This window comes from Methanospirillum sp., assembly GCF_028679455.1.
In the GTDB taxonomy this organism is placed as follows: domain Archaea; phylum Halobacteriota; class Methanomicrobia; order Methanomicrobiales; family Methanospirillaceae; genus Methanospirillum.
Genome location: NZ_JAJRBM010000052.1, coordinates 1 through 16,398, shown reverse-complemented (window position 1 = coordinate 16,398; position 16,398 = coordinate 1). Strand labels below are relative to the sequence as shown.

Annotated in this window: 20 protein-coding genes; 8 read left to right on the top strand and 12 right to left on the bottom strand. The window is 45.3% G+C overall.

Annotated features, from left to right (window positions below; translation table 11 throughout):
- The coding region (rpl12p, locus tag LUQ50_RS01690) for a 50S ribosomal protein P1 (protein WP_300035231.1) at nt 1-290 on the top strand (290 nt) is incomplete at its 5' end.
- Between the two features lie 113 nt (nt 291-403).
- Here rpl12p and LUQ50_RS01685 read toward each other — a convergent pair.
- Nucleotides 404-2,335 (bottom strand): hypothetical protein, encoded by a 1,932-nt coding sequence (locus LUQ50_RS01685; protein WP_300035228.1) that lies wholly within the window; start codon nt 2,333-2,335, stop codon nt 404-406.
- 129 nt (nt 2,336-2,464) lie between these two features.
- Entirely contained in the window at nt 2,465-3,010 is a 546-nt protein-coding gene (locus LUQ50_RS01680) for an archaemetzincin family Zn-dependent metalloprotease (protein WP_300035225.1), read from the bottom strand.
- 17 nt (nt 3,011-3,027) lie between these two features.
- On the opposite strand from LUQ50_RS01680, the gene LUQ50_RS01675 reads away from it, so the two are divergent.
- Nucleotides 3,028-3,432 carry a UPF0146 family protein gene (locus LUQ50_RS01675; RefSeq protein ID WP_300035222.1) on the top strand — a complete coding sequence of 135 codons (405 nt, stop codon included), beginning with the start codon at nt 3,028-3,030 and terminating at the stop codon, nt 3,430-3,432.
- On the opposite strand, the gene LUQ50_RS01670 is transcribed toward LUQ50_RS01675, so the two are convergent.
- A complete protein-coding gene (locus LUQ50_RS01670) occupies nt 3,416-4,909 on the bottom strand; it encodes a replication factor C large subunit (RefSeq protein ID WP_300035219.1) in 1,494 nt (497 codons plus the stop codon). The genes LUQ50_RS01675 and LUQ50_RS01670 overlap by 17 nt on opposite strands.
- A gap of 148 nt (nt 4,910-5,057) precedes the next feature.
- Here LUQ50_RS01670 and LUQ50_RS01665 point away from each other — a divergent pair, with 148 nt between their 5' ends.
- The 3 genes from LUQ50_RS01665 (at nt 5,058) to LUQ50_RS01655 (ending at nt 7,208) form a co-directional block, all read left to right on the top strand.
- Nucleotides 5,058-6,071, top strand: coding sequence for a methanogenesis marker 2 protein (locus LUQ50_RS01665; RefSeq protein WP_300035216.1), 1,014 nt, complete (start codon nt 5,058-5,060; stop codon nt 6,069-6,071).
- Nucleotides 6,056-6,808, top strand: a complete 753-nt coding sequence (gene mtxX, locus LUQ50_RS01660; protein WP_300035213.1) for a methanogenesis marker protein Mmp4/MtxX — start codon at nt 6,056-6,058, stop codon at nt 6,806-6,808. Before LUQ50_RS01665 ends, mtxX begins: the two co-directional genes overlap by 16 nt.
- A 193-nt stretch (nt 6,809-7,001) precedes the next feature.
- Nucleotides 7,002-7,208 carry a histone family protein gene (locus LUQ50_RS01655; protein ID WP_300035210.1) on the top strand — a complete coding sequence of 69 codons (207 nt, stop codon included), beginning with the start codon at nt 7,002-7,004 and terminating at the stop codon, nt 7,206-7,208.
- Between the two features lie 182 nt (nt 7,209-7,390).
- Here LUQ50_RS01655 and hisB read toward each other — a convergent pair whose 3' ends face one another.
- The 8 genes from hisB to LUQ50_RS01615 all read right to left on the bottom strand — a co-directional run bounded on the left by hisB (nt 7,391) and on the right by LUQ50_RS01615 (nt 13,278).
- Nucleotides 7,391-7,972, bottom strand: coding sequence for an imidazoleglycerol-phosphate dehydratase HisB (hisB, locus tag LUQ50_RS01650; RefSeq protein WP_300035207.1), 582 nt, complete (start codon nt 7,970-7,972; stop codon nt 7,391-7,393).
- Nucleotides 7,969-8,679, bottom strand: a complete 711-nt coding sequence (hisA, locus tag LUQ50_RS01645) for a 1-(5-phosphoribosyl)-5-[(5-phosphoribosylamino)methylideneamino]imidazole-4-carboxamide isomerase (protein ID WP_300035203.1) — start codon at nt 8,677-8,679, stop codon at nt 7,969-7,971. Before hisA ends, hisB begins: the two co-directional genes overlap by 4 nt.
- A gap of 6 nt (nt 8,680-8,685) precedes the next feature.
- Nucleotides 8,686-9,552 (bottom strand): ATP phosphoribosyltransferase, encoded by an 867-nt coding sequence (gene hisG / locus LUQ50_RS01640; RefSeq protein WP_300035200.1) that lies wholly within the window; start codon nt 9,550-9,552, stop codon nt 8,686-8,688.
- Between the two features lie 42 nt (nt 9,553-9,594).
- Nucleotides 9,595-10,797 (bottom strand): methionine adenosyltransferase, encoded by a 1,203-nt coding sequence (locus LUQ50_RS01635; RefSeq protein ID WP_300035197.1) that lies wholly within the window; start codon nt 10,795-10,797, stop codon nt 9,595-9,597.
- A gap of 210 nt (nt 10,798-11,007) precedes the next feature.
- The gene (locus tag LUQ50_RS01630; RefSeq protein ID WP_300035194.1) at nt 11,008-12,015 is read right to left on the bottom strand and encodes a HAMP domain-containing sensor histidine kinase; all 1,008 of its coding nucleotides are present in this window, start codon (nt 12,013-12,015) and stop codon (nt 11,008-11,010) included.
- A 79-nt stretch (nt 12,016-12,094) separates the two neighbouring features.
- Complete coding sequence (locus LUQ50_RS01625) at nt 12,095-12,439, bottom strand: hypothetical protein (RefSeq protein WP_300035191.1); 345 nt, start codon at nt 12,437-12,439, stop codon at nt 12,095-12,097.
- Nucleotides 12,440-12,490: 51 nt separating this feature from the next.
- Nucleotides 12,491-12,994: a ferredoxin-thioredoxin reductase catalytic domain-containing protein gene (locus tag LUQ50_RS01620; protein WP_300035188.1), complete on the bottom strand. Its 504-nt coding sequence runs from the start codon at nt 12,992-12,994 to the stop codon at nt 12,491-12,493.
- Entirely contained in the window at nt 12,994-13,278 is a 285-nt protein-coding gene (locus tag LUQ50_RS01615; RefSeq protein ID WP_300035185.1) for a glutaredoxin family protein, read from the bottom strand. The genes LUQ50_RS01620 and LUQ50_RS01615 overlap by 1 nt, the downstream gene beginning before the upstream one ends.
- An 83-nt stretch (nt 13,279-13,361) precedes the next feature.
- On the opposite strand from LUQ50_RS01615, the gene LUQ50_RS01610 reads away from it, so the two are divergent.
- Nucleotides 13,362-14,039 carry a 3'-5' exonuclease gene (locus LUQ50_RS01610; protein ID WP_300035182.1) on the top strand — a complete coding sequence of 226 codons (678 nt, stop codon included), beginning with the start codon at nt 13,362-13,364 and terminating at the stop codon, nt 14,037-14,039.
- An 18-nt stretch (nt 14,040-14,057) separates the two neighbouring features.
- On the opposite strand, the gene LUQ50_RS01605 is transcribed toward LUQ50_RS01610, so the two are convergent.
- Entirely contained in the window at nt 14,058-14,276 is a 219-nt protein-coding gene (locus LUQ50_RS01605) for a hypothetical protein (protein ID WP_300035179.1), read from the bottom strand.
- 106 nt (nt 14,277-14,382) lie between these two features.
- Between LUQ50_RS01605 and LUQ50_RS01600 the strand changes: the two genes are divergently transcribed.
- Nucleotides 14,383-15,888, top strand: coding sequence for a methanogenesis marker 14 protein (locus LUQ50_RS01600; RefSeq protein WP_300035176.1), 1,506 nt, complete (start codon nt 14,383-14,385; stop codon nt 15,886-15,888).
- A gap of 114 nt (nt 15,889-16,002) precedes the next feature.
- A complete protein-coding gene (locus tag LUQ50_RS01595) occupies nt 16,003-16,245 on the top strand; it encodes a hypothetical protein (RefSeq protein ID WP_300035173.1) in 243 nt (80 codons plus the stop codon).
- The last annotated feature ends 153 nt before the right edge of the window (nt 16,246-16,398 follow it).

Genomic DNA, 16,398 nt, shown 5'->3' with positions numbered 1-16,398 from the left:
TCCTCCTGCACAAAGCAGGTAAGGATGTCAACGAATCCGCTGTTCAGGCAGTTCTCTCTGCCGCAGGTATCGCAGTTAACGAATCCCGTGTAAAGGCACTGGTTGCAGCCCTTGATGGCGTCGACATCGAGGATGCAATCAGCAAGGCAGCTGTTGCACCCGTTGCAGTTGCAGCAGCAGCTGCTCCAGCAGCAGGCGCAGCTCCAGCTGCAGCAGCAGAGGAACCAAAGGAAGACAAGAAGGCAGAAGAAGAGAGCGGCATGGCAGGGCTTGGTGCCCTGTTCGGATAATCCCTTTCTTCTTTTCCTATTCAATCACGAAATTAGAAATCTATTTTGAAGCGATAATTTCCGATCAGTTTCTCTTCAGAAATTGGTTCAGCCTGTCAGAAAAGAGGGATTTATTACTGAGTAGTTAGTTTTTCACGCACTTCTGATCCAAAATAAGGATTCTGAAGTTCTGATCTTGCCATCATCGTGGAGATATACTCTTGTTTTGCAGTTTCAAATTGTGCTGCATTCATACCGGCTTTTTTCTGATTCATATATGAAGTCAGATCATAGAATGCATACCGCCCATCTGTACTCATCATCGGGGAAACTCCGGTCAAATTCTGAATCGTGGCCTCTGTTGCTGCTCCACCATCAACATATCCATATCCATCAATTAACATACCGGTAAACCCTGTCGCAAAGAGATGACCCACCATGTCTTCAGGAGTGGATGCACAGACTGCAGTCTGCCAGTTATCCCAGAATCTTCCTTTCATCGTGGGGTAACTCCACTTCAGGTTATGGGTATGCAGATATGGTTTCAGACTATCCAGACCCTTGATCTTTCCTGGAGGATTGGAATTAGGGAACCCGCCGATGTCCGGAAGGATAAAGATGGAAGATCCTGCAGGCATCTTCTGTTCGATCTGTCCGAAGTAATCAGCCTGCATCTGGAACTCTTTCTCCCGGTCAGAACCGGGTGTCAGTGCATATCCGGCAGGAACCTGATCAAAGATCCCGGCAGTGAGAAGCACCAGGAGCAGTATCAGGAAGAGCGGACAGAATAACGGGAGGGTGCGGTACTGTTCAAATACGAGCTGCAACAGGAGTAGCACGATCAGAATGCCAAAGAAGGCAATAAAAAGGCTGATGCGGTTATATGAATGGATATCAGGAAACACCTGAGCAATGATCGCTGAGATTCCTCCTATCGTACCAATCAGTATTGAGGCAAAGGTGAGCAGGGAAAGATGATCCACAAGAGGAGCACGTTCTGCCAGTTTGGCCTGAATGAGGGGAAAACCTCTGATGAATATCCAGCCAAGCGTGATGACGAGGCCGATACTTCCGATGATTCCTAGTGATGCACTTACATTCTCATTCACCAGGGGTCGGTATTGAGTGTACTGCTGGGCGATATCAGCAAGAAATGGGATCCGATGCCCCTGCGCTGGAAGGAGCAACTGGATCAGTTTCATCCCCCAGGTTTCGGATTCAAACGCATACCGGTATGACATCACAAAGGACGGCCCATGCAGAAGTCCATACACAAGCGAGGGAAGTTTATTCAGAACGATGCCAGCCATCAGGACTACGCAGGCAATAGCACCATTGAGGAAGTCACTCACATGATATGTCCTCGAGTACGACCAGAGGGTAGCGACTGCCAGGAGGAGCAATCCGAAGAACCCGTAGTAAGGATGGGTAGAAGTGATGAGCAGGAAAAATATTGCGATGAGACCTTTATGTGTCAGGGTAAGCCCTGAAAATAATCCCCGTTTTCCGGTATTCCGGCAGAACAAAGATTCACCCTGACAGACCCAGAGAATCACCAGTATCATCAGGGGAATCATGTAATAGGCAGTTAGATTGTAATGAGAGATTCGGAAAAAATGGTAATAAAGAAATGAGAAGAGCAAACTTCCAAATACTGCTATTGGGTAGGCTATCCTGAGTGCTCTGAAGACATACAGGCTGCAGAGACCGGTCAGGAAGAACCCGAGGATATAATATACATTCATCACCACGGCATAATTCCCGGAAAAAAGGCTGATGAACTTCATGATCAGGAGATCGAGGTTACTCCCGATTGGATAATCATACAATTCCAGGGTGCCTGGTGCACCTGTCATCGGGTTTTCCAGCCACCACCCGTTCTCGATCATTGTCTTAGTAAGAAGATTGTACTCAAGTCCGTCACCGTCATAGGTGAAAGGAACATCGAGTCTTGCACCGCTTAAAAGACCGAGAGTCCATACGAGATACAGTGTACACAGGATTATCAGAATTGCTGACCAGATCATCTGGGTACGGGTAATAGAAGACAGGGGATTATTTTTCACGTGTTTCCCACCGTATTAACAAAATTATTGGCCGTAAACTCTCATATAGCCTCTGCTCTGGTTTCAGAAATGGGAAAAAAAAGTCCCTGTTCTATCCCGAAATATCTATGTCCTGGTGCTTTCGGAAATTTATCTGGCACTAACTGAGCAGGCACTTTGCAACCGTGCTTGGCATTCGTCACAGAGCCAGGGTTTTTTATGATCGAGATCATCGAGGCATCGGGGATTTGCCATGACACACCGCTCATTGGCACAGTGTTCAAGACCAAGAAGATGTCCTATCTCATGGGTTCCTTCGGTGACGATCCGATCGCAGAGAGCGCTCTCATCGGATGGAAGGTCCCAGAACTCGTTCTTCAATCTGGCTGCGGATACTACTGCTGATCCAGTCCGGGGACGGGCCAGTCCGAAGATGTAACGTGAGGCCGGTCTGAAAATATCGTCATTGATTACTAACAGGAGTGGGCCTTCAAGGTTGTTCCTCCGTTTGTACGTATCAACGCAGGCCAGAATTGCCGTAGCATCAAATTGCTGTCTGCTTATGGTAAAACCGTTATAGAGAAGAGGATTAGTAAATATCTGTACCGGGATATCCAGGATCTGAGAAATTGTACGTGCTACCGGAATCTCAAGGCCCTGTGGTGCCCCCCGATCCCAGAATATTTGGATATCCATTCCAAATAATCTGAGTAATGAGCGGGTATAAACATATTGAGACGTTAATAGCCCGGTTTATTTCAGGACGATACGGTTCGGTGCTGGAGATTGGCACTGGGCGCAATACTCACGCTGCTGAACTGATGCAAAGGGCAGGTCTTCGTGTCACCTGTAGTGATCTTACCATACCACAAACCACGCTGTTAGTGCCATATGAAATTCTTGATATCTGCAATCCTACGGTGGATAGTACCTTCGAGGTTGAGTGTATTCTTTCAATACGGCCAATAGAAGAGATGATGGCATCCATGATAGCATTTGCCGGGATTCTGAATTCTGATCTGCTGGTGTATCATCTTGGATTTGAAGGATACTCATATCCTCATAAAATTGTTGATTGTGGAGTGCCTCTTTGTCAGTATGTTACCCGCCAAAGTTGAATAACGTGGATTGTGTTGGTGATTTTTCAGACTTTTCTTTCTTCTCTTCAATATTATTATCAGCACCCTGAATCTCTGGTTGATTTTGTGATGATTCCGTGGTATCTGACCACTTTTTCGGACTTAAAATTGCAGAGGATGATGCTTTTTCGGCCTTCTTTTTTGCAATCTGGGCAACTTTTGCTTCTTCTTTCTGACGTTTTTTCAGCTCTTTTTCAGCAGCTTTTTGTGCATCTTCTCTCTTCTTAACAATCGACTTGGCAAGTGCTGAATCCTGAATGAGCAGATCAAGTTGATCAGAATCAAGGTCAAACAATTCTGCGTACTGTTCCGGACTCTGCTGGGCCATCAGCGAAACCGGCATGAGATACCCGCTTCGTACGGTGCCCGAAGACATATGCGTGGATCGGCCAAGTCGTGAGAGGAGTTGCTCACGCGCTGACTTCTGACGTTTGGCAGTGGACATCCGTCTCCATCGTTCCGGGGGCATAATTTTCATAAATCCCCCGCCTGATCCGCTTACACTATCATTCACGCCAAGAAGCATGGTTGCGGTTGCATATCTCCAAAGTGTATAATACTGGTTTTTAAATGTTCTACCCAGGTATTGATCTGATCGGGACACTGCCTGATATGCCCTGCTTATAGAATTGGAATCTTTAAGCAGGCTGATATTTCCCTCAACCCACTGAAGCTCGGTGTCCGGAGTTTCATCAACCTCGAATGCAAGATCAATGAGGGATCTTGATGATTTTTTGCTTAACGTTGCGGCAACAAGATCGAAGATTGTGGACCTGCTGTCTTTTCGTGAAGTGGCCAGATCCTCATCGTGCAGGTTTGTCCGTCCGATGGTGGCCGCATACAACATGGTTACTGCAGACCTGATATCTCCACCAGAGCGTTCAGAAATGTCATTCAGGGCAGAAATGTCACAGGAGATCCTTTCCTCTATGCAGATCTCCTTGAGCCGTGGAGTTATGGTCCGGGCCTGTGCTGAACGAAATAGGATCTTGGTACATTGGGATCTGATTGCAGGATCGAGACCATAGAAATCGTTGGCAATCAGGACAATCGGCTGGCATGCAATTTTGATTACTTCAACTATTGCTTTTGCCCCTCCCCTGTCCGAGTTTCCCTGAATATTGTCAGCCTCATCAAGGATAATCAGTTTTTTCCCACTACCTGTCAGCGAACCCGTACTGGCGCTTGTTCCGGCAACCCGTTCAATTACTGCTTTCGTCCGTTGATCACTGGCATTTAATTCTACTACTTCCCAGTTCATGTCAGTAGCCAGCGCTATGGCTGATGAAGTTTTTCCAATTCCTGGTTTACCATAGAGTATTAATGGTTCTGAATCCGGTGTCCAGTTCTGCGCCCAGGAAATCATCTGCCGTATCGATTCTTTATTCCCGACCAGGTCAGCAAGATGCTTTGGACGATATTTTTCTGCCCAGTCCATTCCTGATCCATTCAACATGACACCAGATAAATCGCACCTTCCTGAGTCGAAAAAAGATGGTGGAGAATTATAGTGATTCATTATCTCTGAATTTCAAGAAAAAAAATGCTTGAATCAGACAGTTTATGTCAGATGAGACAGAAACGGAGATGAGAGTTTAGATGCCATGGGAGAGTACACCTGTTCCACTGATCTGATTGCAAAAGCGGTCAGAGAGTATGAAGGCGTCAGACGGAAGAGTGAGATCGGAGCTATGGTAAGCGATCTGCGGCTCGACTGTCCTGGTGTAATTGCTTCATTTGGAGAAGATGCAGCAGTAATAAAAAACCATGATGAAGCCCTTCTCCTTGCTGCTGACGGGATCTGGAGCAAACTTATGGATGCAGATCCCTATTGGGCGGGTTATTGTGCTGTTCTGGTAAATATTCATGATATTGCAGCTATGGGGGGCAGACCTCTTGCTATGGTGGATGTCTTCTCAATTTCGTCCGGGGAGATACGCGATAAGGTAATTGCCGGGATGCGTGAAGCATCTGCGCAATTCGGCGTTCCTATCGTTGGCGGGCATCTGCATCCTGACACACCCTATAGTGTTATTGATGTCGCAATTCTCGGGGTTGCCCCACTTGATGGAATTATCTATAGTAATACGGCAAAATCAGGCGATCTCATTGTTGTTGCTATTGATCTGAATGGCCGTGTTCATCCGTCATGTTTCCTGAATTGGGATAGTGCCACACTCCGGACGCCTGCAGAAGTTCGTGCCCAGATTCGTGTTTTAGAAGTATTAGGTACTCGACATCTGGTGACAGCCGGCAAAGACATCTCAAATCCCGGTATCATTGGAACGCTGGGGATGCTTCTGGAAGTATCAGGCAAAGGTGCACGGGTAGATCTTGGTGCAATCCCACGTCCGGATCCTGATGTCCATCAGATCCCCTTTGAACGCTGGGTTCGAATGTACCCTGGAATGGGTTTTATTTTAACCCTTGAAGCAAAAAATCTGGCAGCGGTGACTGAACTCTTTGCTGATGCAGGGATGACTACTCAGATAATTGGTTCGGTTAATGATTCACAAGATCTGACCATATTTGATCAGGATCAGGAGACTTGTGTTTTTGATTTTTCAGGATCTGGTGGCATCACTCATCTGGGTGAAGAGAGATGCAACAGGGAATAATTGGCATTGGAATATCTGAAGATCCCATTCGGGTGATTGATAGTATCGCCAACTCACCCTTATCTGATCGCGTGGTATGTTATACGAATCCGGATACTGGATCTCAATTCTCGTTTCCCTGTCAGGTATGTTCTGATATTGATCCTGAAAAACGTCTGATATCAGATCTTTTCAGTCATCATATTGCTGCAGCGGTTCGGGGGACATTATCAGCAAACATCACGCTGCGTGAACTAAAAACTGTATACGGGGTTCCTGAACTTGAACGGATTGTTTTATTAGAAGCTGCATCAGGCAGGAAATTCTTCCTGGCTCCGGTTGGAATAGATGAGGGATGGACTCTGAACCAGAAGATTGCCCTTATTGAAAAGGGAAAAGCGATTGCGATCAAGTCCGGCCTGTCGGGTCAGGTAGGGATTCTTTCCGGAGGGCGTATTGGTGATGTTGGCAGGCATCCGGTAGTAGATAGGACCCTGGCAGATGCTGAACTCATTTCCCGGGTAACCGGAGCCATCCATTATGAGATCCGTATTGAAGATGCTATCAATGAGTGTGGACTCATAATTGCTCCGGATGGCATCTCTGGAAATTTAATCTTCAGAACTCTTCTCTTTGCTGGTAAGGGGGCTTCACATGGGGCACCAGTCGTAAATATCTCTGATATCTTCGTGGATACCTCGCGCGTCAACCCGGATTATACAAACGCTCTGATTCTTGCTGCATCATTGATGAACTGATAATTTCTCTAAATCTCTGATTTTTAGGGAAATTTAATAAAATATTATTTTATTCGTCCGATTCGTAATCCTAGTGAGGTATTTACCGGCAAATTAAAAATCCCCTGATTATATTGTCCAAAATCAAAAAATTCAGAAAAATCTCGAAATGTTTATATAGATATCAGGATACTTTTTTTTGAGGTAGAGGACTATGGCAGACTTACCTATTGCAGCAGTTGTAAGAATCGCAAAGAAAAATGGTGCTGAACGAGTTGGAAGTGACGCAGCTGGAGCACTGGTGACCAAGGCTGAAGAATACATTGCAACCCTTACCAGGGAAGCAAACCGTCTTGCACAGCACGCGGGAAGAAAGACGATCAAAGACGAAGACGTGAAGATGGCTGCGGAGAATGCCTAAGGCATCCTCTCTTTTGCTGGAACATTTACGATAATTACCTGCCAGACTCAATCCTGGGTAGTCTGGTGCTTTCGGATGGGGATTTTCACGGTTCAAAATCCCGTGATTTTACGTTCTGTTTTAGTTAATCCAATACGGGTTGTATGGATTCCTGTTTTTGTAACATATACAATGAAAAAAAATCAGATAATTCCTTTGGTACTTGGAATACTTCCTGATGGATCAGTGATTCTCGTTGCTTCATGAAGGGTGATTCCACATGCTTTGAAGAACGCTTCACAGAGATGATGATCAGATCTCCCATTACCTTCCAGATGGATCGTAATGTGTGCTGACGATGCAAATGTCGAAAAAAAATGTTCTATCAGGTATGGTTCAAGGACTCCTTCAATAGGACCGCCAAAGGTTCCTGAAAAGATACAATAGGATCTGCCACCTATATCAATCGTGACCAATGCCCGTGCCTCATCCATAGGGATGATTACATGAGCGAATCGCCGTATCCCTCTTCCCTCTCCGATTGCCTCACGAAAGGCTGATCCCAGTACAATGGCTACATCCTCAATGGTATGATGAGGTCCCACCTGAAGGTCTCCTTTTGCCTGGACTGAAAGATCAAACCTCCCATGCCTGCCAAACGAATCCAGCATATGATCAAAGAAAGGAATACCAGTACAGATCTCACATGTACCGGTACCATCGAGATTTAGATCAATACTGATCTTTGTTTCTTTTGTCTCCCTGGATACGGTTGCTTTTCTCATGATGCAGCCTCTATTGCCTGTTCTAAGGTAATGTTCCCACTATAAAGGGCTGATCCGAGAACTATCCCGAAGGCTCCTGCATCCCGTATAATTGCAACGTCCTGTTGGCTGGATATTCCACCTGCAACGATGACCGGGACCTTCACACGATGTATAAGATCACGGACCGGTTTTGATTCAACTCCTTTACAGAGTCCTTCTACATTTACATTCGTGAAGAGAAGGGACCCTGCTCCTCTGCTGATAAATGCTTCTGCCCAGTCAAGATAATCCCCGGCAGCACGCTCCCAGCCATCAACAACGATCTGACCATTACGTGCATCTGTCCCGGCCATGATTCGCTCGGATCCATACTCATCAGAAAGGGTGGTGAGACATTCAGGGTTACTTACGGCAAACGTGCTCAAAATTACCCTGTCAATTCCGGTGTCAAGCCATGAACGGGCATCATCAAGAGACCTGATACCCCCCCCGAGTTGCAGTTCAACTCCGGTATCTGCAATAATGCTCCGGATTATCTCCACATTTTTCGTGGAAGAACCAAAGGCTCCATCAAGGTTGACAATATGAAGTGATGAAGCTCCTTTTGATAACCAGTTTTGAGCACAGGTGAGCGGATTACCATAGATGGTTGCCGATTCACGTTTTCCCTGGACCAGTTGAACACAGGAACCCCCGAGAATATCTACTGCAGGAAAGACTTTCATAATATGTTATCGGATCAGCCGTTCAACAGACATTACTAAAATGTCCCGTGCTCCTGCCTGTTTTACCCGGTTAATCAACTGGTATACTTTTTCTGCATCGACAACCACATGGACTGCAACCATATCTGGTCGGGATGCCACTTCCATAACAGTAGGACCGCTCAACCCAGGAATGATCTCCCGTACCTGATCGAGATGGATCCTGTCTACATTCATCATCAGGTAACATTTTCCCCTGGCATTTATGACACTCTCAAGTGCCAGATGAACCTCTTCGATCTTCTCCTTTTTTCCTATCAATGACTGTTTATTTGCAATTAAGAAGGTACTGGTTTCAAGAACAGTCTCGATTACTTCAAGGCGGTTTTGTCTGAGTGTTGTTCCTGAACTGGAAAGATCAACAATAGCATCTGAAATACCAAGGTAAGGGGTAACTTCACAAGCTCCCCCAACCGGGACTATGATTGGCTTAATACCTAGTTTTTTAAAAAATTTTCTAGTTATTGCCGGAAACTCTGTAGATACCCGTTTTCCTTCAAGATCTTTAGGATTTTTAAACTGGGACTTTTCAGGTACTGCCAGAACAACGGTCGCATTCCCAAAACCCAGGTTGAGCAGTTCTTTAACATCTGAGCTCCGCTCTATCACCATATCATGACCCGTGATACCCAGATCAGCAACCCCGGTTGCAACGTATTCCGGAATGTCTATTGGCCTGGCATACAGGATCTCCACGTGAGGGTCGCGGGTTCTGGCGATCAGTGTCCGATCCCCATTCTCCAGGATTCCTAATCCTGATCGTTCGATGAGTTCACGTATGGGCTCTGAGATACGACCTTTATTTGGTATGGCCAGACGAATTACCTGATTCATATGCTATTTATCCTGAAGGTATCAGTGATAGGAATATATTCATTAAAAGGTCTTTAACTCGCCTTTAATGACCCGCTCGGTTATTGAAGTGATATTTTCAAGGCCATAATTGATGATCTCGTTTACATCTTTCTCGATATCTTTGAGGGTCACTGAAGGCTGAGGGATGATCTGGGCACTTGCAATAAGTGGCTGATCAATGGGCATCCCGATCTGTGAGAGAAGCCGAACCTGAATTTCTGCAATACCATCAACCTTACGGACACACTCATGAGCAAGATCACTCGAGAGAAGGTTGTAGATCTTTCCGATATGGTTGATTGGATTTTTTCCGGAGGTTGCTTCCATGCTCATCGGACGGTGAGGGGTGATGAGACCGTTTGCCCGGTTTCCGCGACCTACTGAACCATCATCACCCATCTCTGCTGATGTTCCGGTGACGGTAAGAAAGAGACTGCATTCAGAATCACAATCTGCGGTGTTAATTGATACTTCTACAGAACGACCTGTGCATTTTTTTGCTATTTTGGTTGCTTCTTCCTGCAGGCGTGACCGGTAGTCGACATACTCAGAGAGTGAGGATACATAACGGTCTACCATTGCACAACAGAGGGTAAGTTTAATGGAGTTCCCCTGACGTAGCCCCATGATTTTAATATCCTGGCCATATACCGGATATTTTGGTCTGAGGGTATTGTCAATATATGATGATATCTCACGAACGCAGGTTTCAATCTCTGAGAATGGAGCAAATGATACTCCGAACGAGGTATCATTTGCACGTGGGATTGTCCCCTCTTCTGGCTTAAAGACATCACGGAGGTCGGTAGAACCTGTGCCCAGCCGACAGTCCATGATAACATCACGATCAAAATCCAGTTCCGGGAGGATTGTTCGAAGATAATCTTTTGCTGCCTTGAGGGCAATAGGTTCTGCAGGAATACGCTCGCCATTGAATTCTTTGGTAGCCCGACCATCGAGAAGCACAAATATCGGTTTTAATATTTTACCGCCACCAAATGCAGGAAGAGATTCTCCGGCTACGATCTCACCCTGATCAGTATTGTGGTGAAGTACTCCGCCAAACTGGTCCAGATAATTTTTGCACAAGGACTGACTGATGGATTCTGCAATACCGTCAGCAATACTGTCCGGATGACCGAGGCATTTTCGCTCAACAAGTTCTATCTGTTGTTTTTCAAGAGGGGTCTGATTCAGTATATCTATTGCAATGTTTCGTTTCATCTCAAACCTCAAATTCTGTTAACCGATGTGATACCTTCTACAGGTACAGAATAGAGTACACATACGTGTTTCGGTGAATAATAGATTCACCTATGTGCAAAGGAGTAATACTCATAATCATATCGTGTCTGCTTTAAAGCGCAGAAGAAATCTGAAGATGAGTAATACCGTTGCCTGAGAACCGATTTTAGAAAAATTGATGTTATGCAGTTAGCAATGGAAAATTTCACCTGGTATCGTAAGTTCAAATCTGGCACACTTTCCAGGTTCACCCGATTCGGTTATTCCGATTCCAAAGACTTTTAACTCTTCTTCTGCAAGAAATAACCCAAAACCATCCCCGGAACCAAATCCAAGATCAAACAGGCGATGTTTTTGTTCAGCTGGTATACCCTTTCCATTATCTTCTATTATCAAGACCCCCCCTGAGGTTTTTTCCTGGAATTGTATTTTTATCTCTGTTGCATTGCCAGCGTGAGTTGGAATATTTTCAAGAATTTTCACGATTGCCTGCTTGAATGTTTTATCGACAAAAAGACTGATCTCCAGATTGAATGATAACAGGAGGGAAAGCCTGCTACACCCGGCTTCACCTGCAGCTTCAGTAATGAGTGAACTCAGTTTTACCCACTCAAAATCATATAATCCGATTTTCTGATATTCTCTGGTGAAAATGAGTTTTTCCCGGATCCGCTCTGCTGCATTCAGCTCTTTTTCAAAAAAGTCCTTTAACGTGGGGTCTGATATCATATCCTGCGATAACTCAAGGTAACCGAGAACGGCAGTCAGTTGATTCAGCATATCGTGGCGAACTGTTGAGTTCAGACTATTCCAGGTTTCAGCACCGTTGCGTAAAAGATGCCACTCCAGGGGAAGCGTGGAAATCCATAATAAACTCCCTGCAGAGAGTAACGCGCCATCATCATGATATGTCAGCATACAATGATCCTCTACCCATCTGACTAACGAGTGATTGAAGACCCGGTATCGCATCACTACCTCTGTTCGTTTCTGCATCACTGCAGCACCAAGTTTGCGGGTTATCAGGTCGTGATCCTCATCTCTGATGACAGATATAAGATCGAAGGTTTCACAGGTGGGGAAAAAACCAGTCTCAACAGCGTTACCAGAAATTGAAGTGACTTGCCAGATATCGGACGGATTACGTTCTACCGCTATGACGGGCCCTTTAAGATAGAGTTCGTCAAGTGACATCATGCATCCCCCGCATCATATACTAGTGGTATTGTTGACTCATCCTATTCTATGTTCCTGATTGAGATTGATACACCTGGCCTCACACTGCCAGCGTCTGCCTGACTGCATCTCTTATTTGCGGCCAGGAGATTCGACCGATTGGAAACAGTTTCCTGTTTATGAGAATCATCGGAATAGCAGGATGTTCAGCCTCATATATCTCCCTGACAAAATCAGGGACACCTTCATCAAGCAGAATCAGTTGAACCGAGATAGTATCTGCAGAAAATTCTTCCTGTAGTCGTGCCCGAAGGGCTTCAGTTGCAGGAATCAGTTTATTTGATGGTTTACATGAGGATAATTCACAGGTGCGATTCTCATCACAGGGAAATGGTGAGCATTCGGAATCCTGGTACCCTACAACTTCTATCGTTACGGTATTCACAGGAACATATGGATCAAAAAGAGAGATAAGATCTGTCGATCCAGCATCTGGTTACAGAAATCTTTCGAACCGATCCTTTTTTGCTTTACAGATGGGGCAGACTTCCGGTGGAGCATCACGTGCTGCCAGATACCCGCAGACCTTGCATCGCCAGACCGGATACGGAAGGTTACTCTGTTTGAAATCAGTGGGTTCCTGAAGTGACTTGCGGACACTCCGTGCAGGTCTTCTCTCCGGAATTGATGGAGCACTTGCATTTGATGAGATCAGGTCTCCGGTCAGGTATAAACCACAATAGCAGGCACCGAATTCAGAGAGATCTGAGTCACGATAATCACAGGGACAGATGATATCGCGATCATCATCAAGCGTGCCTAATGATAGGCGACACGGGCATGCTTCGTATCCATACCTCTTGTTGTTGGTCAATAATCCTTCGATCAATCCCATCGTCATCCCGAGATCAGGATTAAGATGATACCCGCTTCGTTCAGCCTCGCGAATCAGTTCCTGGTAACGTCTTTCAGTTTCTGATAGTGGTGATGGATTAGCCATCAGGACAACGCCTCCCGAATTTCATCCTCCCTGCTGCCGATGATAACTTTGGTGCCGTTAATAACCATGGTTGGAAATGATGCACGTGGATTATATTTTTCAATCTCTGTAATGATCTCATCCATCTCTGTCCTGGAGAGTTGATCCACATAGAGATAATCATATGCAACTCCCAACTCATTCAGAAGTTCACGTGTTCGTCTGCAATGGCCACAGGTACTCAGTGCATAGAGCATTATCCTGCCTTTATCTGTTCCCTCGATATGAACCGGTGCAATAACCATCGTGTTTCCTTATAGCAACATGTGAATACAGTATATTTACGAGTTGGGGTTCCCACCCTCTGAAATATCAGCGTCAGGTAATTATGCAGCATAAAAAAGATATAAAACCCATAAAAAAGCCGCAAACTCTTCTCTTTTTCGATACTGAAACCACCGGGCTCCCATCCCGTGATAGAAAAATTCGTTCGGACCCTTTTTCCTGGCCACGACTGGTTGAACTGGGATGGATTCTGATGAGTGAAACCGGAACTCACATAGAAGAGTTTTCATTTCTGGTAAAACCTGAAGGATTTACGATTCCTGAATCAGCCATAACCATTCATGGTATTACAACCTCTGAAGCTACTGATTCAGGGTTGCCGGTAACTGAAGTATTATCCCGATTCTGCGATTGTGCGCGTAATGCTGATCTGCTTATTGCACACAATCTTTCGTATGATATCCGGATTCTGCTCACTGAACTTATCCGTGCAGGGTTCAGAGATCATCTTCCTGAGATGAAAGGAATCTGTACCATGAGATCAGGAACTAAATTCTGTGGTATCCCTGGCAGATTTGGAAAAGGGTTCAAATGGCCTTCACTATCTTTGTTACATCTCAAATTATTCGGGTCTGAACCAGGCAACGCCCACCGCGCTCTTGATGACGCACGTACATGTGCAGCATGTTATTATGAATTATCAAGAAGAGGGGAGAAGATGCAGATTGAAGATCTCGTTCAAGTGTTCTTCCCTGATAATAAATCAGATAAACGACCCTGAATGAGTAATACCTCAGGTTCACCAATATCCAATCTTCTTCTCTTTCCACTCACCACATTTCCAGCTTCCTTCAAGCCGTGGCCTTACAAAAGTTGTTCTGGGTTTTCCTTCTGAATCAGTCCCTGCGAAGAGCGGTGTCGGAGGTAATCTCCAGCATTCGAGTCTTAAAACTTCTTTATTTTTCCCTAATATTGGTACGCAGAACTGACAACTTTGACAATAATGGGGCTCTGACATGTACTCATCGTTTATCCTGCATTCTATTATCGTTTCCAATATGGGTTTTCGATATATGAGGGAATATATCGAAACCTATATCGGTCACATCAGATGACAAGTTCTTATGAATCCCGGTATTCTTGGCAGATTATTTCATTCTTCACCAAAGCCACATATCGTTGAAAGCCCCCCACCACCTCGTATTGTCAGGGGACCTGGGATGGAATGCCGGGAATTTGATGAAAAACCTTATTTCATCGTTGCTTCTGTAGAAATGGGTAATACCACTACCAAATGTATTCTGACCGGGGTTAGCCTGGAGACCGGGATGAGTTATGTTATCAATAAAACAGTGAGCATGAGCCGTGATGTGAGGCCACCCAAACCCGGTGAAGATGTATTTGGTAAGACACTGGATGGGACTGAACTTACGCGTGAGTCTGTCACTGAACTGGTCCGTGATACCCTGATAAAATGTCATATGGATGCAAAGCTGGATATCAAAAAGGATCTGGATTTTGTGGTCCGTAGTACCGGAGTGGTAGCGGCGATGGATTCTCCTGACCAGGTTGGTGATTTTATCATCGCTCTTGCAAACGGCTGTCTGGAAGCAGGAGTACCCCCCAAAAAGATGACTCCTCCGATGTCCAAAGCGAATCAGTCCGCAAAGCTGCAACCATTCTCTTTTGCAGACCGTGTTAATTTTTCAGGAGCAGTAGCAGGTGTTGTTCCTCCTCAAGGTACTACTGGTGTTGAGATGGTTGCAAATGAGATGGAAGGAGAACTTGCGATGGCAGGAATTAAGGAAGGTGCCAAATGGACTCCTGTGGACTTTCGAAATCCCTGCATCTCAATAGACTTTGGAACCACTCTTGATGGCAGAGTAACCAGTGATGTGGACCCGGGTAGCACAAATCCATTTGCACGAACGATAGGAAATTTCTGTGGACTTGCAGGTGCAATTCCCGATTCAATTGTCAGAGGAACAGGTCTTGTTAAAGCCAGGACCGGAACTGCTCTTGATATTTTTGGAGATAAAACTCATGTATCAGGCCTTTCTCTTCGGAAAGAATCAGATCTGGTTAAATCCTATGTGAACCGTTGTCATGAATTAATAACTGTTGAGGTAGTCCCTGATAACCGAACCCGGTATGGGATGGTTCCGGTATATGCAAAGGTTGCGAGTGAATCCGGGGTGGCACTGATCGGTGTGGATGCAGGTGTAAATGGCAGCACCCTCCCTGATCTGGAAGCGATTGGAAAGGAGATTATTTCCAACCATTCGGTAGGGGTTTTAAACGAAGTTATTGATCGTGTCTGTGCGCAGATGGCACTTAGAATGATCGATGTAACCCAGTCACTCGGTCTCATTTTCCCTAATACTTCAATCGGATTTACGGGTCGTGCCGCAATTTCAGGAAAAAAACCAGATTATATTCTGGAGGGCTTGACGGCCAGGAAATTGTTTACTGATCCAGTGGATCATCTGGTGTTTGTTGATGATGGCCTTGCCCGTGGGGCTGCATTGATGGGAAGATGTATGAATTCCCTTGGGAAAACGAATAATCCGATTGGCGGTGTGAAAGGTGGCAAGTGTATTATGTCCCGTCGGATTGCCATCGGCAGATGATATATCCTCATCTTTCATTTTTTGTTCCATCTGGTGGATCAGAGAGGTTCTGAATAATGGTTTTCAAAAAACCAAATAACAATGCTCATGAGTTTTCGCAGAATACAGTACCTCATGGATGAGCAGACCTCACCGCAACTGTACGATCTGATCTTTCCTCCAGGCACTCCACGGTCAATAATTCGTGATATTATCAATCAGTTTGATGTTGAATTAATAGATTCTCCTGAACGGTTGAATTTTGCAAATATGGAGGGAGATGTACGCAATCTGATTGCTGCCAGAGGGAAAAAAGAAGTTATGATTCTGGTTGAGGCGTATTTTAAAGAAAAGATGAAGGAATTTGCCGGAGAATAGTTACATCTTTTTTCTGAGTGCGAATGCTCCACCAATGCCAATTCCCACAATTAAGATGCTGATCGGAAGCGGACTTGACTGTGTGGGTGTCGGTGTTGAGGTTTCTTTGGGTTTTTCAGATGTAGTCACGGGAGTTGGTGTCCCTGTTTCTCC